Origin of the sequence: Micromonospora sp. NPDC049497, from assembly GCF_044465805.1 — a bacterium.
Taxonomy (GTDB): Bacteria; Actinomycetota; Actinomycetes; order Mycobacteriales; family Micromonosporaceae; genus Micromonospora.
The window spans coordinates 164476-184450 of sequence record NZ_JBITMC010000004.1 but is presented as its reverse complement, the minus strand read 5'-3'; the positions used below and the strand labels follow the sequence as shown (position 1 = coordinate 184450).

At 73.0% G+C, this 19975-nt stretch carries 20 protein-coding genes; 8 read left to right on the top strand and 12 right to left on the bottom strand.

Annotated elements, in window-relative coordinates; genetic code table 11:
* Nucleotides 1-140: 140 nt before the first annotated feature.
* Entirely contained in the window at nucleotides 141-1157 is a 1017-nt protein-coding gene (gene sigB, locus ACIBR0_RS08595; RefSeq protein ID WP_396713564.1) for an RNA polymerase sigma factor SigB, read from the bottom strand.
* 261 nt (nucleotides 1158-1418) lie between these two features.
* Here sigB and ACIBR0_RS08590 point away from each other — a divergent pair, with 261 nt between their 5' ends.
* A complete protein-coding gene (locus ACIBR0_RS08590; protein ID WP_396713562.1) occupies nucleotides 1419-2207 on the top strand; it encodes a sporulation protein in 789 nt (262 codons plus the stop codon).
* Between the two features lie 140 nt (nucleotides 2208-2347).
* On the opposite strand, the gene dtd is transcribed toward ACIBR0_RS08590, so the two are convergent.
* Together dtd and ACIBR0_RS08580 are read right to left on the bottom strand one after the other, a co-directional pair.
* The gene (dtd, locus tag ACIBR0_RS08585; protein WP_357034531.1) at nucleotides 2348-2770 is read right to left on the bottom strand and encodes a D-aminoacyl-tRNA deacylase; all 423 of its coding nucleotides are present in this window, start codon (nucleotides 2768-2770) and stop codon (nucleotides 2348-2350) included.
* Entirely contained in the window at nucleotides 2770-4254 is a 1485-nt protein-coding gene (locus ACIBR0_RS08580) for a methyltransferase (protein WP_396713560.1), read from the bottom strand. The genes dtd and ACIBR0_RS08580 overlap by 1 nt, the downstream gene beginning before the upstream one ends.
* A 183-nt stretch (nucleotides 4255-4437) precedes the next feature.
* On the opposite strand from ACIBR0_RS08580, the gene ACIBR0_RS08575 reads away from it, so the two are divergent.
* The gene (locus tag ACIBR0_RS08575; protein WP_396713558.1) at nucleotides 4438-5658 is read left to right on the top strand and encodes a S8 family peptidase; all 1221 of its coding nucleotides are present in this window, start codon (nucleotides 4438-4440) and stop codon (nucleotides 5656-5658) included.
* A gap of 129 nt (nucleotides 5659-5787) precedes the next feature.
* Here the strand turns inward: ACIBR0_RS08575 and ACIBR0_RS08570 are convergent, their stop codons facing one another.
* The 3 genes from ACIBR0_RS08570 to ACIBR0_RS08560 are packed head-to-tail and all read right to left on the bottom strand — an operon-like array spanning nucleotide 5788 to nucleotide 9496.
* Entirely contained in the window at nucleotides 5788-6840 is a 1053-nt protein-coding gene (locus tag ACIBR0_RS08570) for an ABC transporter ATP-binding protein (protein ID WP_396713556.1), read from the bottom strand.
* Nucleotides 6837-8393, bottom strand: coding sequence for an ABC transporter permease (locus ACIBR0_RS08565; RefSeq protein ID WP_396713822.1), 1557 nt, complete (start codon nucleotides 8391-8393; stop codon nucleotides 6837-6839). Before ACIBR0_RS08565 ends, ACIBR0_RS08570 begins: the two co-directional genes overlap by 4 nt.
* A 44-nt stretch (nucleotides 8394-8437) precedes the next feature.
* Nucleotides 8438-9496 (bottom strand): iron ABC transporter substrate-binding protein, encoded by a 1059-nt coding sequence (locus ACIBR0_RS08560; RefSeq protein WP_396713554.1) that lies wholly within the window; start codon nucleotides 9494-9496, stop codon nucleotides 8438-8440.
* 157 nt (nucleotides 9497-9653) lie between these two features.
* On the opposite strand from ACIBR0_RS08560, the gene ACIBR0_RS08555 reads away from it, so the two are divergent.
* Nucleotides 9654-10235: an HhH-GPD-type base excision DNA repair protein gene (locus ACIBR0_RS08555; protein ID WP_396713552.1), complete on the top strand. Its 582-nt coding sequence runs from the start codon at nucleotides 9654-9656 to the stop codon at nucleotides 10233-10235.
* 51 nt (nucleotides 10236-10286) lie between these two features.
* Nucleotides 10287-11522 carry a low temperature requirement protein A gene (locus tag ACIBR0_RS08550; protein WP_396713550.1) on the top strand — a complete coding sequence of 412 codons (1236 nt, stop codon included), beginning with the start codon at nucleotides 10287-10289 and terminating at the stop codon, nucleotides 11520-11522.
* A gap of 23 nt (nucleotides 11523-11545) precedes the next feature.
* On the opposite strand, the gene ACIBR0_RS08545 is transcribed toward ACIBR0_RS08550, so the two are convergent.
* Entirely contained in the window at nucleotides 11546-11854 is a 309-nt protein-coding gene (locus tag ACIBR0_RS08545; protein WP_357038501.1) for a hypothetical protein, read from the bottom strand.
* Between the two features lie 12 nt (nucleotides 11855-11866).
* Nucleotides 11867-12154, bottom strand: coding sequence for a hypothetical protein (locus ACIBR0_RS08540; protein ID WP_357038486.1), 288 nt, complete (start codon nucleotides 12152-12154; stop codon nucleotides 11867-11869).
* A 106-nt stretch (nucleotides 12155-12260) separates the two neighbouring features.
* On the opposite strand from ACIBR0_RS08540, the gene ACIBR0_RS08535 reads away from it, so the two are divergent.
* Complete coding sequence (locus ACIBR0_RS08535) at nucleotides 12261-12617, top strand: DUF3099 domain-containing protein (RefSeq protein WP_357038483.1); 357 nt, start codon at nucleotides 12261-12263, stop codon at nucleotides 12615-12617.
* Nucleotides 12618-12658: 41 nt separating this feature from the next.
* Here ACIBR0_RS08535 and ACIBR0_RS08530 read toward each other — a convergent pair whose 3' ends face one another.
* The gene (locus ACIBR0_RS08530; RefSeq protein ID WP_396713547.1) at nucleotides 12659-13555 is read right to left on the bottom strand and encodes a carbohydrate kinase family protein; all 897 of its coding nucleotides are present in this window, start codon (nucleotides 13553-13555) and stop codon (nucleotides 12659-12661) included.
* Nucleotides 13552-14481 (bottom strand): pseudouridine-5'-phosphate glycosidase, encoded by a 930-nt coding sequence (locus tag ACIBR0_RS08525; RefSeq protein ID WP_396713545.1) that lies wholly within the window; start codon nucleotides 14479-14481, stop codon nucleotides 13552-13554. The genes ACIBR0_RS08530 and ACIBR0_RS08525 overlap by 4 nt, the downstream gene beginning before the upstream one ends.
* An 88-nt stretch (nucleotides 14482-14569) precedes the next feature.
* Here ACIBR0_RS08525 and ACIBR0_RS08520 point away from each other — a divergent pair, with 88 nt between their 5' ends.
* The 3 genes from ACIBR0_RS08520 (at nucleotide 14570) to ACIBR0_RS08510 (ending at nucleotide 17518) form a co-directional block, all read left to right on the top strand.
* Entirely contained in the window at nucleotides 14570-14788 is a 219-nt protein-coding gene (locus ACIBR0_RS08520) for a DUF3039 domain-containing protein (RefSeq protein ID WP_357042512.1), read from the top strand.
* A gap of 40 nt (nucleotides 14789-14828) precedes the next feature.
* Entirely contained in the window at nucleotides 14829-15470 is a 642-nt protein-coding gene (locus ACIBR0_RS08515) for a trimeric intracellular cation channel family protein (protein ID WP_396713543.1), read from the top strand.
* 314 nt (nucleotides 15471-15784) lie between these two features.
* On the top strand, nucleotides 15785-17518 hold the full coding sequence (locus ACIBR0_RS08510) for a DEAD/DEAH box helicase (protein WP_396713541.1): 1734 nt from the start codon (nucleotides 15785-15787) through the stop codon (nucleotides 17516-17518).
* Between the two features lie 170 nt (nucleotides 17519-17688).
* Here the strand turns inward: ACIBR0_RS08510 and ACIBR0_RS08505 are convergent, their stop codons facing one another.
* Both ACIBR0_RS08505 and ACIBR0_RS08500 read right to left on the bottom strand, forming a co-directional pair.
* Nucleotides 17689-17922, bottom strand: coding sequence for a hypothetical protein (locus tag ACIBR0_RS08505; protein ID WP_089153815.1), 234 nt, complete (start codon nucleotides 17920-17922; stop codon nucleotides 17689-17691).
* Nucleotides 17923-18168: 246 nt separating this feature from the next.
* Nucleotides 18169-19779 (bottom strand): RNA polymerase sigma factor, encoded by a 1611-nt coding sequence (locus ACIBR0_RS08500; RefSeq protein WP_396713538.1) that lies wholly within the window; start codon nucleotides 19777-19779, stop codon nucleotides 18169-18171.
* Nucleotides 19780-19975 lie beyond the last annotated feature (196 nt).

Here is a 19975-nt window from a genome sequence, read left to right as displayed (position 1 = left end):
GGGCGGTGCGGTGCCCCAGTAATAACACCCGGTTTTAAAAACAACTTGGGTTCTCCCGGGGGGGGGGCCCCGGGGGGCCCCCCCCCCCCGGGGGGGGGCCCCCCCCCCCCGCGGCCCCCCCCCACGTGGTCCAGGTCGCGTCAGCAGGCGTACGCCTCCAGGCGCTGCGCCCGCTCCGGGGCGCGCAACTTCAGCAGGGTCACCTTCTCGATCTGCCGGATCCGCTCCCGGGACAGGCCGAACTCCCGGCCCACCTCGTCCAGGGTGCGCTGGCGGCCGTCGTCGAGACCGAACCGCAGCCGGATCACCGCCTGCTCCCGCTGGGAGAGGGTGGCCAGGACGACGCTCACCTCGTTGCGCAGCTCGCCCTGCGCCGCGGCGTCACCGGGCCCGGCCGCCGGATCCACGGCGGCGACGAAGTCACCGAGGGCGCTCTCGCCGTCCTCGCCGACTGCCTGGTCGAGGCTCACCGGCTCCCGGTCGTACGAGATCAGCTCGATCACCTGGAACTCCGGGACCTCCAGCGCCCGCGCGACCTCGCTCAGCGTGGGCTCACGGCCCAGCGTCACCGACAGCTCCCGGCGTACGCGCACCATGCGGTTGACCTGCTCGACCATGTGCACCGGGATGCGGATGGTGCGGGCCTGGTCGGCCATGGCGCGGGTGATGGCCTGGCGGATCCACCAGGTGGCGTACGTAGAGAACTTGTAGCCCTTGGTGTAGTCGAACTTCTCGACGGCGCGGATGAGGCCGAGGTTGCCCTCCTGGATCAGGTCCAGGAACGCCATGCCACGGCCCGTGTAGCGCTTGGCGATGCTGACCACCAGCCGCAGGTTCGCCTCCAGCAGGTGGTCCTTGGCGGCGCGGCCCTCGGCGACGATCGTCGCCAGGTCGGCGCGCAGCTCCGCGGAGACGGGGGTGCAGGTGGCGAGCTTCTCCTCGGCGAAGAGTCCGGCCTCGATCCGCTTGGACAGCTCGACCTCCTGGGCGGCGGTCAGCAGCTTCGTGCGGCCGATCCCGTTGAGGTACGCCCGGACCAGGTCCGTGGAGATGCCGCGCTCGTCGGTGGCGTCCAGGTCGGCCATGGTCTCGGTGCCGTGGTCGGCGTCGGTGCGACCGACCGTGCTCATCCGGTGCTCCATCATCTGCAGGGCCATCTTTCGTCTCTCCCCGTGTCCACGTCTGTGCCGCTGGTCCGGCCCAGTGGTGCCGGTGACAAACAGCTTGGCGGGCGGGGCGTGAAACGGGAGTGAGGCGATCGGGGACCCGACAGAGATCGCGCGCGGCCCGTTCGGCGCGTACGCGTGTCGTCGCCGTCGGTGCCTTGTCAGCGCCGGTTACCGTGCCTGCGGTCGGCCGTGGTGGCCGGACCGCACCGGCGAACGTCGGTGGACAGGGGACAGGTAACGGAGGGCGTCGTGGTCTTCAAGCGGCTCATGCAGGCAATGGGCGTCGGTGGCCCCTCGGTGGAAACCGTGCTGGCGAACCCGAACTGCCGTCCCGGCGGCCAGGTGGAGGGAACCGTGCACGTGGCGGGCGGCGACCACCAGGTCGACGTGTCCTATGTGTCCCTCGGGCTGGTCACCCGGGTCGAGGTGGAGAGCGGCGACAACGACTACCAGACCACCCAGGAGTTCCACCGCCAGCAGGTCACCGGCGCGTTCCGGCTGGAGGCCGGGCAACGGTACGACGTCCCGTTCCGCTTCGACGTGCCGTGGGAGACCCCCCTCACCGAGGTGTACGGGCAGCACCTGCACGGCATGACGATGGGCCTGCGTACCGAGCTGGAGGTGGCCCGCTCGGTGGACAAGGGCGACCTGGACGCCCTGGCCGTGCACCCGCTGCCGGCCCAGGAGCGGATCCTGGAGGCGTTCCTGCGGCTGGGCTTCCGGTTCGCCCGCGCCGACGTCGAGCGCGGTCACATCTACGGCGTGCACCAGACGCTGCCGTTCTACCAGGAGATCGAGTTCCACCCGGCGCCGCAGTACGCCCGGGCGATCAACCAGCTGGAGGTCACCTTCGTGGCCGACCCGCGCCAGATGCAGGTGGTGCTGGAGCTGGACAAGCGGGGCGGTCTGTTCACCGAGGGCCGGGACGCCTTCGGCCGTTTCACCGTCGACCACGCCACCGCCGACCGCACCGACTGGACCGCCCAACTCGACGCGTGGCTGCGCCAGTCCCTGCAACGCCGCGGCCTGTTCGGCTGACCGCTCCCGTCGCCGCCCTCACCTTGTTGATCAAGGGGTTTGCGTCAGGATGTCGTCCGGAACCTGACGCAAACCCCTTGATCAACCCGAGGGGAGAGGGCGGGAGGGCGGGGAGGTCGGGGAGTGGGGTGGGGGTGGGGTCAGAGATCGAGTAGGAGGGTGCGGGGGCCTACGTTGACGCTCTCCACCAGCATGTGGGCGCGGAAGCGGCCGGTCTCGACCTTGGCGCCGCGGCTGCGCAGCGCCTCGACGACCTCGGTCACCAGGGGTTCCGCGACCTCCGCCGGGGCGGCGGCCGTCCAGCTCGGACGACGGCCCTTGCGGGCGTCGCCGTACAGGGTGAACTGGCTGACCACCAGGATCGGCGCGCCGGTGTCGGCGGCGGACCGCTCGTCGTCGAGGATGCGCAGCTCGTGCACCTTGCGGGCCATCGTCCGCGCGGTGTCGGCCGTGTCGGTGTGGGTCACGCCGAGCAGCACCAGCAGGCCGTCGGAGATGGCGCCGACCACCTCGCCGTCCACTGTCACGCCGGCCCGGCCGACCGTCTGCACCACCGCGCGCATCAGTCGGTCACCGGCTCGATGAAGCCGCGCTCCACCAGGTGCGCCACGATCGGGCTGGCGGCCTCGGCCAGTTCCTCCGGCGCGACGTCGTGGGCGACGGCGAGCAGGGCGAGCTGGTCCCGCAGCGCGAGCCGGCCGTCCGCGCCGCCGACCAGCGCGAGCACCAGCGGGTCGATCTCCTCGGTCCAGCGCAGCCCGTGCGGCATGGCGAGGACCTGCCGGTCCACCGCCCACCCCTCGTCGCCCATGGTGGCCTCCTGGCGCAGCTGGAGGCCGTCGGCCGCCCGGTAGCGCGCGGCGAGCAGCCCGTCGGTGTCGCGTACGCGAAGCCAGTCCTGGCGGTCGAACCAGCCGGCGACGCGGTCGCCGAGCGGCGCCTCGACCCGCTGGCGCAGGTCCTCGACCCGCACCGTCGGGTCGTCGTGCCCGGCGCGGCGCAGCGAGACGATGCCGAAGCCGATCGCCTCCACCTTGTGCGCGTCGAACCAGTCCAGCCAGTCCGCCATCCGCTGCGGGTCGGCGGTGTGACCGACGTCAGTGAGCCACAGGTTGACGTACGCCATGGGGTCCGCGACCTCGCGCTGGATCACCCAGGCGTCCAGGCCGGTACCGGCGAACCAGCCGGCGACCCGCTCGTCCCACTCCTCGCCGGCGACGTGCACCCAGTTGGCGAGGTACTGCATGGTGCCGCCGTCGGTGAGCAGCCCCGGCGCGGCGGCTGCCAGCTCCGCTCCGATGGCGTCGCCGACCCGGCCGGAGTCCCGGTAGACGTGGGTGGTGGTGCCGGGCCCGACCACGAACGGCGGGTTGCTGACCACCAGGTCGAACCGGCGACCGGCGACCGGCGACACCATGTCGCCGCGCAGCAACTCCCAGTCCTGCCCGTTGAGCGCGGCGGTGGTGGCGGCGAACCGCAGCGCCCGCTCGGAGAGATCGGTCGCGGTCACCCGGCGGGCGTGGGTGGACAGGTGCAGTGCCTGGACGCCGGAACCGGTGCCCAGGTCCAGGGCGGTCTCCACCGGCCGGCGGACGGTCGCGCCGATCAGCGTCTGGGTCGCCCCGCCGATGCCGAGCACATGCTCGGCGTGCAGCGGCCGGCCCGGCCGGGCGCTGGCCGGGACGTCGGCGAGCACCCACCACTCGTCCCCGTACGGCTCCAGGTCCAGGCCCATCCGCAGCCCGTCGCCCTGTCGCTCCACCAGGCCCCCGGCGAGCGCCTCGTCCAGCGACAGCGGCGCGAGCGCGGCGGCGACGGCGGCCTCCGGCTCGGTCTGCTCGCAGATGAAGACCCGGATCAGGGTGCCGAGGGGGTCGCGGTCGGCGGTGGCGCGCAGGGCGGCGCGGAAGTCGTTGCGGGCCACCCCTCCGGTGGCCTGCGGACCGAGCCGCGCGGCGATGCCGTTCGAGGTGAATCCCGCCCGCGTCAGCGCGGTTCGCAGCGCGTCCACCCCGCCGGGGGAGAGCAACATGTCGTGTTCGTCCACGTCGTCATCCTGCCTGCCGTCCCCCGCCCGGTCGGCGCCACCCGCCGGATCGGCGGGGCCGGCACTTCAGTTGATGAACAGGCTAGTGATGACGATCTATGTCACGGCTAGCATGACCTGCACTGACCATCGATGGCGTACTCATGAGGCCAGAAGCCGGGTGCGCCGGTAGGGAGGCAGACGATGCCAGCAGGGTCCGCTCCGCGGCGGCGCCTCATCCGGGCGTTCGCCGTCGTCGCCACCGCGGTGGCCGTCTCGGCGGCCACCACCGTCCCGGCCCAGGCCGCGCCCGTCGGGGAGATCCGGGGTGCGGGGGCACCGAACGCGATCAGCGGAAGCTACCTGGTCGTCCTGAGGTCCGACGCGGTCGGCGCCGCCGGCTCGTTCGCCGCCCGCACCGCCGTGCCCGACCGTGCCGCGACGCTGGCCAAGCGGTACGGCGGCAGCGTCGGCGACGTCTACAGCGCCGCCCTGACCGGCTTCAGCGCCACGCTGAGCGTCGGCCAGGCGCGCCGGCTCGCCGCCGATCCGGCGGTGGCGTACGTCGAGCAGGACCAGGTGCTCACCGCCTCGGCCACCCAGACCAACCCGCCGTGGGGGCTGGACCGGATCGACCAGCGCAGCCTCCCGCTCAGCCGCAGCTACACGTACCCGAACACCGCCTCCAACGTGCGGGCGTACATCATCGACACCGGCATCCGGACCACGCACACCCAGTTCGGCGGCCGAGCCACCTGGGGCACCAACGCGGTGGACGGCAACAACACCGACTGCAACGGCCACGGCACCCACGTCGCCGGTACGGTCGGCGGCTCCACGTACGGCGTCGCGAAGCAGGTCCGGTTGGTCGCGGTGAAGGTCCTCAACTGCTCCGGCAGCGGCAGCACCACCGGCGTCGTCAACGGCGTCAACTGGGTGACCGCCAACGCGGTCAAGCCGGCCGTGGCCAACATGAGCCTCGGCGGCGGGGCCAGCAGCGCCCTCGACAACGCGGTCGCCAACTCGATCAGCTCCGGCATCACGTACGCGCTGGCGGCCGGCAACTCCAACGCCAACGCCTGCAACTCCTCGCCGGCCCGGACCCCCTCGGCGCTGACCGTCGGCTCCACCACCAGCACCGACGCCCGCTCGTCGTTCTCGAACTACGGCTCCTGCGTGGACATCTTCGCGCCGGGGTCGAGCATCCTGTCGGCGTACCGGACCAGCGACACCTCGACCGCCACCCTCAGCGGCACGTCGATGGCCGCGCCGCACGTGGCCGGGGCCGCGGCCCTGGTGCTCTCGGCCAACCCGTCCTGGACCCCGTCGCAGGTCGGCAGCTACCTGATCACCAACGCCACCACGGGCAGGGTCACCAGTCCGGGCACCGGCTCGCCTAACCGGCTGCTCTTCGTCGTCAACTGACCCTCCCCACCGGCCCGGTGGACCGTGCCCGCACGGTCCGCCGGGCCGCCTCGCGACGGCCGCACCCGGGGACGGGGGTGTTAAGCGGGGGCCCTTCCTCTACCGCAGGCGTTAAGAAGGGGCCCTTCCTTACACGGGGGCCGGCGTGGGTGTGCCGACCGCGGGGAACGCGCGGGCGGCGCCGTCGACGTGTACCGACACCTCGGCGCCGACCGGGACCGTCGGGCCGCCGTCGAGGATCCGCGCGGTGAGCCGGGTGCCGTCGGCCAGCCGGAGCCCGACCAGGGCGTCGTGCCCGTGGAAGTCGTGCCGCAGGACCGTGGCCGTCACCGTGCCGGCTCCCGGCGTGAGGCGTACCTGCTCGGGGCGGACCAGCACGGTCACCGGGCCGCTCGGTGCGGCGCCGGCCAGCGGCACGGTGCCGAGCGCGGTCCGGGCGGCGCCGTCCTCGGCGACCGCCGGCAGCAGCACGGCCTCACCGACGAAACCGGCCACCCACTCGTCCGCCGGCTCCCGGTAGACGGTCGTCGGCGTGCCGGCCTGGACCACCCGGCCGGAGCGCAGGACCACCACCTCGTCGGCCACCGAGAGGGCCTCACCCTGGTCGTGGGTGACGAGGACGCCGGTGGCGCCGTCGGCGCGCAGCGCCTCCCGGACGTCGTGCCGCAGCCCGGCCCGCAGTCCCGCGTCGAGGGCGCTGAACGGCTCGTCCAGCAGCACCACCGACGGCCGGGGCGCCAGCGCGCGGGCCACCGCGACCCGCTGCTGCTGCCCGCCGGAGAGCTGGTGCGGCATCCGGTCCCCGTAACCGGCGAGGCCGACGAGGGTGAGCACCTCCTCGACGCGGTCGCTCCGGCGGACGGCCCGGTCGAGGCCGTACCCGACGTTGCCGGCCACGCTGAGGTGCGGGAACAGCGCGCCTTCCTGCGGGACCACGGCGATGCGGCGGCGGTGGGTCGGCAGGTGCCGGCCGTTGCCAGCGACCGGGACGCCGTCGATGCGGATCTCCCCGGCGTCCAGTCGCTCGAAGCCGGCCAGGCAGCGCAGCAGGGTGGTCTTGCCGCAGCCGGACGGGCCGAGGACGGCGGTGAGCAGCCCCGACCCGATGGTGAGGTCCACGCCGGCCAGCGCGGTGACCGACCCGTACCGCTTGACCACTCCCGTGACCACGACCTCGCTCATCCCCGGTCCTCCTTGTCGAGCAGGCCGCTGCGGGCGACCAGCAGCCAGGTGGGTAGCGCCGAGATCGCCACCAGCAGGGCCGCGTACGGTGCCGCGGCGGCGTACGCGCCGACGGCGGTGGCGGTCCACAGCTCGGTGGCGAGCGTGTCGGTGCCGGTCGGGCGCAGCAGCAGGGTGGCGGGCAGTTCCTTCATGCCGGTGAGGAACACCAGCGCCGCGCCCGCCCCGATACCGGGCACGGTCAGCGGCAGGGTGACCGTGCGCAGCACGGTCAGCGGCCCGCGCCCGAGGGAGCGGGCGACCTCCTCCAGGCCGGGCGGGGACTGGGCGGCGGCACCGGCCACCGCGCCGACCGCGAGGGGCAGGAACAGCGTGGCGTAGGCGAGGGCGAGCAGCCACCGAGTCTGGTAGAGCGGATACGCCACGTTGATCCCGAAGAAGATCAGCGACAGCCCGATCACCACGCCGGGCAGGGCGTGCGAGAGGTACGCCAGCCGGTCCAGCGCGGTGGTCAGCGGCCCGGGGGCGCGCGCGGCGAGCAGGCCCAGCGGCAGCGCCAGCAGCATCGTCAGCGCGGCGCCGGCCAGTGAGACGGTCAGCGAATTGCCGGCGGCGGCGAGCACCTCGGGCAGCGCGCCGGGCCGGGACACCCCAGTGACGAGCCGTCGGGCGAGACTGGCCGCGGGCACGCCGAGCGCGAGGACGGCCACGCCGAGCAGAGCGGCCAGGGTGGGCCAGCGGGCCGTGCCGAGCCGCAGCCGCGGGGCCGGCCGCCGGGCGCCGCCGAGGCGGGCGTACCGGGCGCCCCGCCGCCGGGTGACCGTCTCGCCGGCCAGCAGCAGCACGGTCAGCACCACCAGCACGCTGGAGAGCACCAACGCGCCGGTGCGGTCGAAGCCGAGGTCGAAGGCGACGAAGATGGCCCGGGTGAAGGTGTCGGTGCGCAGGATCGACACCGCGCCGAAGTCGGAGAGCACGTACAGGGCGACCAGCAGCGCGCCGGCCGCGGTGGCCGGGCGGATCTGCCGCAGCGTCACGGCGGTGAAGGTCTGCCAGCCGCTGCGGCCCAGCGAGCGGGACACCTCCTCCTGGGCCGGATCCGCACCCCGGAGGGCCGCCGCGACCGGCAGGAAGACGTACGGGTAGGAGCACAGGGTGAGCACCAGCGCCGCCGGCCAGAACCCCTCCAGCCCGTCGATCTCGGAGACCCAGGCGAAGGCGGCGATGTAGGTCGGTACCGCGAGCGGCAGGGCCGCCAGCACAGCGAAGAGCCGCCGGGCCGGCAGGTCGGTGCGGGTGACGAGGAACGCGGTGCCGACCCCGAGCACCACGCACGCGGCGGTGACGACGGCGGCCAGGCCGAGGCTGCGCAGCGCGAGCAGACCGACCCGCTCGGTCCACAGCTCGTCGGCGACCCGTGCGGCACCCGCCTCGGCGGTGCGTACCGCGAGGTAGACCAGGGGCAGCAGGGCCACGGCCACCGCGAGGGTCGAGGTCGCGAGCAGCGTCGGGCGCGGGGCCAGTCGGCGTGCCCGTCCGCGTACGCCGGACAGGGCCGGCCCCTCCAGGGCCGGCCCTGCGGTGGTCGTGGGGGTGCTCAGGGCACCAGCCCCGATTCGGTGATCATCTTGACGGTGGCGTCGAGCGTGTCCAGGTCGTTGAGGTCGATCGCCGGAACCTTCAGCTCGGCCAGCGGCGGCACGTACGCCGGGCCGGGCACACCGGTCACCACCGGATACTCGAAGGTCTCCTCGGCGAAGTACCTCTGGGCTTCGGCGCCGAGCATGAAGTCGACGAACGCCTTGGTGTCCGTGTCCTCGGCGGCGCGCTTCAGCACACCGACGCCGGCCACGTTGACCAGGGAGCCCGTGTCGCCGCCGGGGAAGAAGTGCAGCTTGGCCTTGAGGCCCTCCGGCGTGGTGCCCTGCTCCTTGGCGACCTCGCCCAGGTAGTAGTGGTTGACCAGGCCGACCGGGATCTCACCGCTGTTCACGGCCTCCACGATCTTGACGTTGTTGTCCCGGATCTGCGGCTCGTTGGCCTTGAGCCCGGCGAGGAAGTCCTTGGCCTTCTGGTCGCCGTGCTGGACCCGGATCGCGGTGACGAACGCCTGGAAGGAGGCGTTGGTCGGCGCGACGCCGACTTTGCCCTTCCACGCCGGGCCGGTCAGGTCGAAGACGGACGCCGGCAGGTCGGCGGCGGTGACCTGGTCGGCGTTGTAGACCAGCACCCGGGAGCGGGCGCTCAGGCCCACCCACTCGCCGTTGCGGGCCCGGTAGGTCTCGGCCACCTTGCCGGTGGTCTCCGCCGGCAGGGTGGTGAACATGCCCTTCTTGGCCACGGTGCCGAGCGCGCCCGCGTCCTGGGCGAAGAAGGCGTCGGCCGGGGACCGGTCGCCCTCCTCCACCAGCTGGGCGGCGAGCTGGGCGGTGGTGGCGTACCGGGTCTGCACCTTGATGCCGGTCTGCTGGGTGAACTTCTCCAGCAGGGGCTTGACCAGCTGCTCGTTGCGGCCGCTGTAGACCGTGATGGTCTTGTCGTTCAGCTTGCCGGGGTCGCCGGCGCCGTCCTCGTCGGACCCGCAGGCGACCAGGCCGAACCCGAGCAGCCCGGTGGCGACCAGCGTCGCGGTGGACCTGCGGAGCGAGACGGACACGGTGGGAACCCCTTCACGACGGTAGACGGGTGGCCGAGGAGAAGTTAGCACAGGCTAACCTCACCGTGAACCGGAGTGCGGGTCGCATCACGTGGCCGACCGGCCCGGACGGAGCGTCGACGCCTCCGGTCCGGCCGGCGGGCGGCAGGATGACCCCATGACCCTCGTCCTGCCCATCGACCCCGAGGCCAACCGGCTGCTGGAACGCAGCCCGCTGGCGCTGCTCGTGGGGATGGTTTTAGATCAACAAGTGGCGATGGAGAAGGCGTTCTCCTCGCCGTACGTCCTCGTGCAGCGCCTCGGTCACGAGCCGGACGCCGCCGAACTGGCCGGGTACGACCCCGACGCCCTGGTCACGCTCTTCGCCACCCCGCCGGCACTGCACCGGTTCCCCAAGGCGATGGCCGCCCGGGTGCAGGAGGTCTGCCGCGTGCTCGTGGACCGGTACGACGGCGACGCCGCCCGGTTGTGGGCCGACGCCTCGGACGGCGCCGACCTGCTCCGCCGCGTCGCGGAGCTACCCGGCTTCGGTCGGCAGAAGGCGCAGATCTTCGTGGCGCTGCTCGGCAAGCGCTTCGGGGTGACACCGGAGGGCTGGCGGGAGGCCGCCGGTGGGTACGGCGAACCGGGCGCCCACCGGTCCGTCGCCGACGTGACCGACGCCGAATCGCTGCGGCGGGTGCGCGAGTACAAGCAGCAGATGAAGGCGGCGGCGAAGGCGAAGGCCACCGGGGACTGACGCAACGGGCCCGGCGGCGGCTCGTTGAAGCGAGGTGACCAGGATCGCCGGATGAGCAGCGGGAGAGGCGCGGCCCTGCTGCGCCCGTCGGGCAGCTCGCCCCGGGCCACCTTCCTGGAGCTCTTCTTCGACCTCGTGTTCGTCTTCGCGCTGACCCGCGTGTCCAAGCGGCTGATCGACGACATCGGGGCGGGGGAGCTGCTCGTCGGCATCGTGCACACCTTGATGCTGTTCCTCGCGCTGTGGCTGGTCTGGTCGATCACCACCTGGGTGACCAGCCGGTACGAGCCCGAGCGGTCGGTGATCCAGTTCGCGGTCGCCGGCTCGATGTTCGGCAGCCTGGTGATGGCCGTGGCGCTGCCCCGTGCGTTCGAGGAGCGGGCGCTGACGTTCGTGGTCGCGTACCTGGCGGTGATGATCGGCCGTCCGCTGCTCATCGCGACGGCCCTGCGCGGACATCCGCGCCGGCAGGTGCCGTTCCGGCTGGCCGCCTGGGCGGCGGTGGGCGGCGTGGCCTGGGTCGCCGGGGCGCTCGGGCCCGACGACTGGCGGCTGGCGCTGTGGGCGCTGGCCCTGGTCGTCGACAGCGCGGCGGCCCTGGCCGGTTGGCCGGTGCCCCGGCTGGGGCCGGCGCCCGCGTCCGGCTGGCGGATCGAGGGTGAGCACCTCGCCGAGCGGTACCAGCAGATCTTCCTGATCTCCCTCGGGGAGACGATCCTGGTCATCGGGGTCAGCTTCAGCGGTACCGAGTACTCCTACGAGCGGGCGGGCGCGTTCACCGTCGCCTTCCTGACCACCGCGCTGCTGTGGCGGATCTACTTCCACCGGGCGGGGCACCTGCTCGCCGAGGCGCTGCGCCTGGCCCGGTCTCCGGGCCGGCTGGGCGCGTCGGCGACCCGGACCCACCTGTTCATCGTCCTCGGCGTGCTGGCCACCGGGGTGGGTTACGAGCTGGTGATCAACCACCCGTTCGGCCGGCTCGACCCGGCCTGGCTGATTTTCATCCTCGGCGGGCCGGCGCTGTTCCTGCTCGCCCGGGCGCGCTTCGAGTACGAGATCTTCGGCCGGATCTCCGCGCCCCGGCTGGTCGCGGTCGGGGTGTTGGCCGTCGCCGCCGCGCCGCTCACGGCGGGGTCGCCGATGCTGGCCCTGGCGGTGGTGGCCGCGGTGCTGGCCGGCGTGGCGGTCGCCGACGCCCTGCGCAGCCGGGGCCGCCCCCCGGAGATGTCGGCGTCGCCGCTGGGACGCGGCGAGGCCGCCGGGGGAACCTTCCCGGCGGCGCCCTGAACGGTCGGCGCGGGGCCGGTCGGTCAGGCGGCGGTCGGCCGGGACAGGGCGGCGAGGGCTCGCCGTACGTCGGCGAGGGAGACCGTCGCCGAGTCGTCCAGGTCGGCCAGGCCGGCCTCGATCCACTGTCGCATCAGGGTGGTGACCCCGATGCCGCGCGCGTCGGCGGCCGCCCGGACCCGCTCGTACGTCTCCAGCGGCAGCCGGACCGAACGGCTCACCATCGGGGTGTCGGTGTCCGGCGTCGGCAGTTCCGCCGCCGGGCTCTCGTCGATCAGCTCGGCGAGCCCGTCGCCGCCGTGGAACTGCTTGGTCGCGTCGTCACGGTTCATCGTCACGCCCCCTCATCGGCGAGATCTCCGCACGGCCTCGTCGTAGCGCTTGGCCTCCACGTCGCTCAGCTCGCGGGCGGAGAGGATGTCCCAGTCGTTGTCGGTGCCGTCGGCCTCGGCGAGCAGCACGGCCAGCCGGCGACCCCGGCGGGCGGTGGCGTAGACGACCATCACGTCGTCGCCCAGGTGACGGATGACCCGCCGGCTGCTGTGCAGCGCCTCCCAGACTTCCCTCGGCGTGACGTCGTAGACCCGCAGGTTGGCCAGAGCCTCCTCGGTGAAGCTGAACCTGCTGCCCACGGGCCGAGCGTACCACGCAGGTAACACGAACCCCGATGCGTCGATTCTCGCTGATCAAGCACGGGGAGTGACAGGATGGGTCGTAATCCCCTTGAGGAGGTCCGTGGTGAAGCGTCAGGCGTATCAGCCGATTCTGATCACCGACGCCTCGCGCAGCCAGGACGACCAGCTCACCAGTCGCCAGAAGCGCTATGTGCTGATGATGGGCGTCCGGGTGGCCTGCGTGATCGTCGGAGCGGTCCTGGTCGGCGTGCAGGCCCCGCTGCTGTGGCTGTGGCTGCCGCTGGTCGGCCTCGGCATGATCCTCATCCCGTGGCTGGCGGTCCTGCTCGCCAACGACCGACCGCCCAAGGACGAGCACCGGCTGATGAACCGGTTCCAGCCGCGCCAGCAGGACGACACCCCGCCGATGAGTCTCACCGCCGAGGAACGCCCGCACCGGGTCATCGACGCCGAGCCCTGACCGGGCCGGCGCACCGGCCCGGCCGAAGCCCGCCCGCCCCCTCAGGTCCCCGGTCGCGCTCCGACCCGGGAGACCGCCGCCGCGCCCAGGTCACCGGCCCGCCGCAGCGCCGCCTCCGGGGTGGCGCCGTCGAGCCAGGCCGCCAGCAGGCCGGCGGCGAACGCGTCGCCCGCCCCGGTCGCGTCGACCACCGCCATCCGGCGGGTCGGGGTCGACGTGACCATCGCGGCCCGGTCCACCCAGACCGCACCGGCCGCCCCCCGCTTGAGCACCACCCGCCGGGCCGAGGCGCACAGCACGCGCCCCTGCGCCGCCGGGTCCAGCCCGCCGGCCAGCACCGCCGCCTCGTCGGCGTTGACCAGCAGCAGGTCCACCTCGCGTACCCAGGCCAGGAAGGCCGCCGCGCCGACCCGCCGCAGCGGCGCCGCGGACGCCGCGTCGACGCTGGTGCTGAGCCCGCGCTCGCGCGCCGCGGCCAGCGCGCGCAGCCCGGCACCGCGCGACTCGGCGTCCAACAGGGTGTACGCGGACAGGTGCAGATGCCGCGCGTCGGGTGCGCCGGCCAGGGCCGCGTCGACCGCCTCCGCGGTCAACGCCAGATTCGCGCCACGCTCGGTGATCATCGTGCGCTCGTCGCCCGACGCCAGCACGATCACGGTGCCGGTCGCCCGGTCCGGATGGCGGACGACCGCGCAGTCGACGCCGGCCCGTTCCAGCTCCGCCACCCGCTCCCGGCCGGGGCCGTCGTCCCCGACCGCCCCGACCAGCGTCACCGGTACGCGCAGCGCGGCGAGCCAGGCGGCCGTGTTCGCCGCCTGGCCGCCGCCGCTGAAGCTGATCCGCGCCGGGGTGTCCGACCCGGGGGCGGGCGGCCCGGTGAGCACCGCCACCACGTCGGTGATCAGGTCCCCGACGACGAGGACACGACCTGCCGTCATGCGGCGGCGCGGCGGGCCGCCGCCGCCACCGCGATCCGGGCGGCGAGGTCGGCGTTCCGCAGGATGATCCGGACGTTCACCGCCAGGCTCGCGCCTTGCGTCGCCGAGTGGAAGTGCGCCAGCAGGTACGGCGTGACCGCCTTGCCCGTCACCCCGTCGCGCTCCAGCAGTGCCAGCCCCTCGGTCAGGGTGCGGTCGTGCAGGGCCGGGTCGAGCTGCTCGTCGACCGGCAGGGGATGGGCAACGATCAACCCGCCGCGGTGCACCCCGTGCTGCTCCCGGGCGACCAGCACGTCCGCCACCTGCTCCGGCGAGTCCACCGACCAGTCCAGGTCGAAGCCGGCGTCGGTCAGGTAGAAGCCGGGGAAGCGGCGGGTGCGGTAGCCGACCACGCCCACACCCAGCGTCTCCAGCCGCTCCAGCGTGGCGCCCACGTCGAGGATCGACTTCACCCCGGCGCAGACCACCGCGATCGGCGTGCGGGCCAGCGTCATCAGGTCGGCGGACTCGTCGAAGGTCTGCGCGGCCTCCCGGTGCACCCCGCCCAGGCCGCCCGTGGCGAACACCCCGATCCCGGCCGCGGCGGCGACCGCACTGGTCGCGGCCACGGTGGTGGCACCGTCCGCGCCGGTCGCCGCCGCGACGGCGAGATCGCGTACGGAGAGCTTGGCCACACCGTCGACGGTGGCGAGGCGGGTCAGCTCGGCGTCGTCGAGACCGACCACGAGGCGGCCACCCACCATGCCGATGGTGGCCGGCACCGCGCCCGCGTCCCGGACGGCCCGCTCGATCTGCCGGGCGACGTGCAGGTTGTCCGGCCGGGGCAGGCCGTGCGAGACGATGGTGCTCTCCAGGGCGACCACCGGGTGGCCGGCGCGCAGCGCCTCCGCGACCTCGGCGCCGTAACGGATGTGAAAGTTGGTCACGATCATCACGGTACGTCGCCGGGCCGTCGGGCCTGAAGTGGACCGGGTGGGTGGTGACCTGCCAGACTTGACGGTCGGAGGTGCAGAAGTGAGCACAGAGGTTCTCGAGCGGCCGGAGCTGAAGGATGCGGACACCGGTCCGGAGATGTTCCACTACGTCCGCAAGGAGAAGATCGCCGAGAGTGCCGTCATGGGCACGTACGTCGTGGCGCTCTGTGGCGAGACCTTCCCGGTGACCAAGGCCGCCAAGCCGGGCTCGCCGGTCTGCCCGAAGTGCAAGGAGATCTACGAGTCACTGTCGGAGTGATCCGGGGCGGGCGGCTCGGCCGCCCGCGTAACCTGCGCCCGTGAACACCTCCACCGCCCTGCTCCTGGCCGACCTCACCGGGGTCGCGGTCTTCGCCGCCTCCGGGGCCTCCGCGGCGGTGGCCAAACGGCTCGACCTGTTCGGCGTCGTCTTCGTCGGCTTCGTGGCCGCCCTCGGCGGCGGGATCTTCCGGGACCTGGCCATCGACGAGGTCCCGCCCCTGGCGTTCGCCGACTGGCGGTACGCGGCGACGGCCGCCGTCACCGCCGCGGCCGTCTTCTGGCTGCACCCCCAGTTCGCCCGGCTGCGCACCACCGTGCTCGTGCTGGACGCGGCCGGCCTCGGCCTGTTCACCGTCACCGGCACCCTCAAGGCCCTCGACGCCCAGGTGCCGGCGGTCGGTGCGTGCGTGATCGGGATGGTCACCGCGATCGGCGGCGGTCTCGGGCGGGACCTCCTGACCGCCGAGATACCGGTGGTGCTGCGGCGGGAGATCTACGCGGTGGCCGCGCTCGCCGGCTCGATCCTGGTCGCGGTGCTGGACGCCCTCGGCCACGCCAACGCCGCGTGGCTGACGACGACGGCGGCCTTCGTCGTCGGCCTGCGCCTGATCTCGCTGCGCCGCCGCTGGTCCGCCCCGGTGGCCCCCCAGCGCCCCCCAAGAACCGACACCCACCCATAACCCCCCGTCCCCACCCCGTCCCCGTCCCGTCCCGTCCCCGCTCCCTCCGTCCGCGATCTTGCAGTTTTGGTAGTCGGGGTAAAAGCCGCGATGTGGGGCGTTTCAGTTACCAAAGGTGCAAGACCGCGGGCGCGGGAGGGGGTGCGCGTCGGGCCCGATGTGACCAGCGTGGCGTCGAGTGGGTTGTGGGAGCTCCGCTGGTTATGCTGAGTCGGCCTTCGCGGCATCTTCTGCGCGGAGGCGTTTTCATGGGCGGCGGCACCCGTGGCCCTCGGCCGGGGTCCGCTCGTCAGGCGGTCGGAGAGGAGCTTCGCGTGGCGGCCCGCATGCCGGCGATCGAGACGTTCCCCGCCCTACGTGCGTGGCAGCGCAAGGCGCTCGTGGAGTACCTCCGTCGCCGTGACCCGGACTTCACCGCGGTCGCCACCCCCGGTGCCGGCAAGACCACCTTCGCCCTGCGGATCGCCGCCGAGCTGCTGGCGGACGGCACCGTCGAGGCGGTCACCGTGGTCGCCCCCACCGAGCACCTGAAGACCCAGTGGGCGCAGTCGGCCGCCCGGGTCGGCATCCAGCTCGACGCCGCGTTCCGCAACGCCGACCTGCACTCCTCGGCCGACTTCCACGGCGCCGTCGTCACGTACGCCCAGGTGGGCATGGCCCCGCAGGTGCACCGGCGGCGCACGCTCACCCGCCGGACCCTGGTCATCCTCGACGAGATCCACCACGCCGGCGACTCCCGTTCCTGGGGCGACGGGGTGAAGGCCGCCTTCGAGGGTGCCGAGCGGCGCCTGATGCTCACCGGTACGCCGTTCCGCTCCGACGACAACCCCATCCCGTTCGTCACCTACGAGCGGGGCGGCGACGGACTGCTGCGCTCCCACGCCGACTCCGTGTACGGGTACTCCGACGCCCTCCGCGACAACGTCGTCCGGCCGGTGCTGTTCCTGGCGTACTCGGGGGAGACCCGGTGGCGCACCAACGCCGGTGAGGAGTTGGCGGCGCGGCTGGGCGAGCCGATGACCCAGGACCTCGTGGCGCAGGCGTGGCGCACCGCGCTGGACCCGGCCGGCGACTGGATGCCGCAGGTGCTGCGCGCGGCCGACGCGCGGCTCACCGTGCTGCGCAACGCCGGCATGCCGGACGCCGGTGGGCTCGTGATCGCCAGCGACCAGCAGACCGCCCGTTCGTACGCCAAGCTCATCGAGCAGGTGACCGGGGAGCGGGCCGCCGTGGTGCTCTCCGACGACGTGGGTGCCTCCGCGCGGATCGCGACGTTTGCGGAGTCCGACCAGCGTTGGATGGTCGCGGTCCGGATGGTGTCCGAGGGCGTCGACATCCCCCGCCTGGCCGTGGGGGTGTACGCGACCAGCGCCAGCACCCCGCTCTACTTCGCCCAGGCGATCGGCCGGTTCGTCCGGGCCCGGCGCCCCGGTGAGACTGCCTCGGTCTTCCTGCCCAGCGTGCCCCACCTGCTGGGGCTGGCCAGCGAGATGGAGGCCGAGCGCGACCACGTGCTGGGCAAGCCGAAGGACCGCGAGGGCTTCGACGACGACCTGCTGGAGCGGGCCCAGCGTGACGACCAGGCCAGCGGCGAACTGGAGAAGCGCTTCGCGGCCCTCTCCGCCACCGCCGAGCTGGACCAGGTCATCTTCGACGGCGCCTCGTTCGGCACGGCGGCCCAGGCCGGCACGCCCGAGGAGGAGGAGTACCTCGGCCTGCCCGGCCTCCTGACCGCCGACCAGGTCTCGCTCCTGCTCACCAAGCGACAGGCCGAGCAGTTGGCCGCCCAACGTCGTCGTGCCGTCTCCAGAGCCGCTGAGCCGGCCGCTGCGGCCCCCGTCGCGCCTCCGGCGCCGATGAGTGCCGCCCAGCGTCGGGTGGCGCTACGTCGCCAGCTGAACGCCCTGGTGGCCGCCCGACACCACCGTACGGGCCAGCCGCACGGCAAGATCCACGCCGAGCTGCGCCGCATCTGTGGCGGCCCGCCGAGCGCCCAGGCGACCATCGAGCAGCTCGAAGAGCGCATCGCCACCGTCCAGACGCTCTGACCCCCTGACTGCAAGGAAGGGCCCCTCTTTAACGCTCGCCGTTAAATAGGGGCCCTTCCTCTACCGCAGGCGTTAACGGGGGGCCCTTCCTTACATCCGTGCGGGATGCGAAAAAGCCGACCGGAGGCGCCCTTTCGGGTGCCTCCGGTCGGCTATGTCGGGTTACTGGGTCAGTTCGCCATCAGATCGGCGCCACGCCAGCTGAACTCCGGGTCGGACGCGTAGCGCACGGTGATCTTCACGAGATCCTCCGCGTACTTGTTCGCGTGGTGTCCACAGAACACCAGCTCACTCCCACCCGAGAGGGTGATCCGGAGCTTGCCGGCGGCGTTGCAGCGGTCGCACCGTTCATCGGCGGCCGGGGGGCTCACCGTCTCGGGCGGCGGCGTGAGGGTCGGGGTCATCGCCTTCCTCCTCTGGTCGTCACCGATGAACACTCTCTTCGGTCGTTGCTCACCTATCGTGCAACACCCACGTCGGGCGCTGCCTTCCCTGTGTGCCCGCGGGGGACCGAGGTCACACATGGCTCCGGACAGTGTGCCGTGCACCAAGGGTGCCACGTCAACGATCACAGTTGTGCATCCATGTGATCACCATCAGACGTTGCACACCAAGTGTCCAAAACGACACGCTCAGTTGACGGCCAGGGCTCAGTCCAGGTAGTCCCGGAGAACCTGCGACCGCGACGGGTGGCGCAGCTTGGACATCGTCTTGGACTCGATCTGGCGGATGCGCTCCCGGGTCACCCCGTACACCTGGCCGATCTCGTCCAGCGTCCGGGGCTGGCCGTCGGTCAGGCCGAAGCGCAGGCGGACCACGCCCGCCTCCCGCTCGGAGAGCGTCTGCAGCACCTGCTGGAGCTGGTCCTGCAGGAGCGAGAAGGACACCGCGTCGACGGCGACGACGGCCTCCGAGTCCTCGATGAAGTCACCGAGCTGACTGTCGCCCTCGTCGCCGATGGTCTGGTCGAGCGAGATGGGCTCCCGAGCGTACTGCTGGATCTCCAGCACCTTCTCGGGTGTGATGTCCATCTCCTTGGCCAGTTCCTCCGGGGTGGGCTCACGGCCCAGGTCCTGGAGCAGCTCACGCTGGATCCGACCGAGCTTGTTGATCACCTCGACCATGTGCACCGGGATGCGGATGGTGCGGGCCTGGTCGGCCATGGCGCGGGTGATGGCCTGGCGGATCCACCAGGTGGCGTACGTGGAGAACTTGTAGCCCTTGGTGTAGTCGAACTTCTCGACGGCACGGATGAGGCCGAGGTTGCCCTCCTGGATCAGGTCCAGGAACGCCATGCCACGGCCCGTGTAGCGCTTGGCCAGCGACACGACGAGCCGCAGGTTGGCCTCCAGCAGGTGGTTCTTGGCGCGCTCGCCGTCCCGGGAGATCCACCCGAGGTCGCGGACCATCTCGCGGCTGAGCTTCTCCTCGCCCTCCTCGGAGGCGCGCAGCCGCTCGGCGGCGTACAGGCCGGCCTCGATCCGCTTCGCGAGCTCGACCTCCTGCTCGGCGTTGAGCAGCGGAACCTTGCCGATCTGCTTCAGGTACGCCCGGACGGAGTCGGCGGACGCGGTCAGCTCAGCGTCCCGGCGGGCCTGCTTGAGGGCCTCGGACTCCTCGTCGTCCCACTCGAAGTCGTTGTCCGTGGCCGAGCTGGCCGCGTCGGCCTCGGCGGCCCGGGTCAGCTCCGCGGGCTCCTCGACCACGACGTCCTCGATCTCGGCGGCCAACTGCTCCGGATCGATGTCGCCCTCGGCACCCTCGGCGCCCTCGGCCTTGCCGGCGGCCTTGGTCGCCTTCGCGGTACCGGCGGCGGCGACCGTGGCCTTGGTGGCCCGGGTCGCCTTCTTGGCCGGCGCGGCGGCCTTGTCGGCCACCTCGGCGGTGGTGCCCGCGGCCTTGCGCGGGGCGGCCTTGCGCGGGGCCGGGGCCGGCGCCTCCTCGGCGGCCGGCGCCTGCTTCGGCGCGGGCGCGGCGGCCTTCTTGGTGGTCTTGGCCGTGGTCGCCCGGGACGCCGGAGTGGCGGAGCGGGCGGCCGCGACGCGGCGGCGGGTGCTGGCGGAGCCATCCACGACGACGGTCACCCCCGCCTCGGAGAGCGCCCGCAGGATCTTCTTGGCCTGGGCCGGAGTCACCTCGGCGGACTCGACGGTGCGCGCGAGCTGAGCCGACGTGAGCTGGCCGCCGGCGCTCTGGGCGTGGGCGATCAGGGTGTCGGTGAGCGAGCGAACGTCGGCGCCGTTCTGGCGGGGTTCTGTCACGAATGACCTTCCGGAGGCGAAGAGCGGGCACGGCCGGGTCGCCCGGCGTGGCGCGGAGCGCGGTGCCGGGCGATGTCGTTGAGGGACCCCCGTGTCCCGGTCCCGCCGGTCGCTGGCGGCCCGTGGCGCGTGGGCAGGGTGAATTGTAACGCCGTCTGCGGCGATCATCCTGCGGCGCACGGCGTACCGGCGGTGG

Excerpts from the sequence above, each read along its gene's own strand:
- sigB (WP_396713564.1), bottom strand. The coding sequence starts at position 1,157 with ATGGCCCTGCAGATGATGGAGCACCGGATGAGCACGGTCGGTCGCACC.
- dtd (WP_357034531.1), bottom strand. The coding sequence starts at position 2,770 with ATGCGCGCGGTGGTGCAGACGGTCGGCCGGGCCGGCGTGACAGTGGAC.
- ACIBR0_RS08575 (WP_396713558.1), top strand. The coding sequence starts at position 4,438 with ATGCCAGCAGGGTCCGCTCCGCGGCGGCGCCTCATCCGGGCGTTCGCC.
- ACIBR0_RS08570 (WP_396713556.1), bottom strand. The coding sequence starts at position 6,840 with ATGAGCGAGGTCGTGGTCACGGGAGTGGTCAAGCGGTACGGGTCGGTC.
- ACIBR0_RS08555 (WP_396713552.1), top strand. The coding sequence starts at position 9,654 with ATGACCCTCGTCCTGCCCATCGACCCCGAGGCCAACCGGCTGCTGGAA.
- ACIBR0_RS08550 (WP_396713550.1), top strand. The coding sequence starts at position 10,287 with ATGAGCAGCGGGAGAGGCGCGGCCCTGCTGCGCCCGTCGGGCAGCTCG.
- ACIBR0_RS08545 (WP_357038501.1), bottom strand. The coding sequence starts at position 11,854 with ATGAACCGTGACGACGCGACCAAGCAGTTCCACGGCGGCGACGGGCTC.
- ACIBR0_RS08530 (WP_396713547.1), bottom strand. The coding sequence starts at position 13,555 with ATGACGGCAGGTCGTGTCCTCGTCGTCGGGGACCTGATCACCGACGTG.
- ACIBR0_RS08505 (WP_089153815.1), bottom strand. The coding sequence starts at position 17,922 with ATGACCCCGACCCTCACGCCGCCGCCCGAGACGGTGAGCCCCCCGGCC.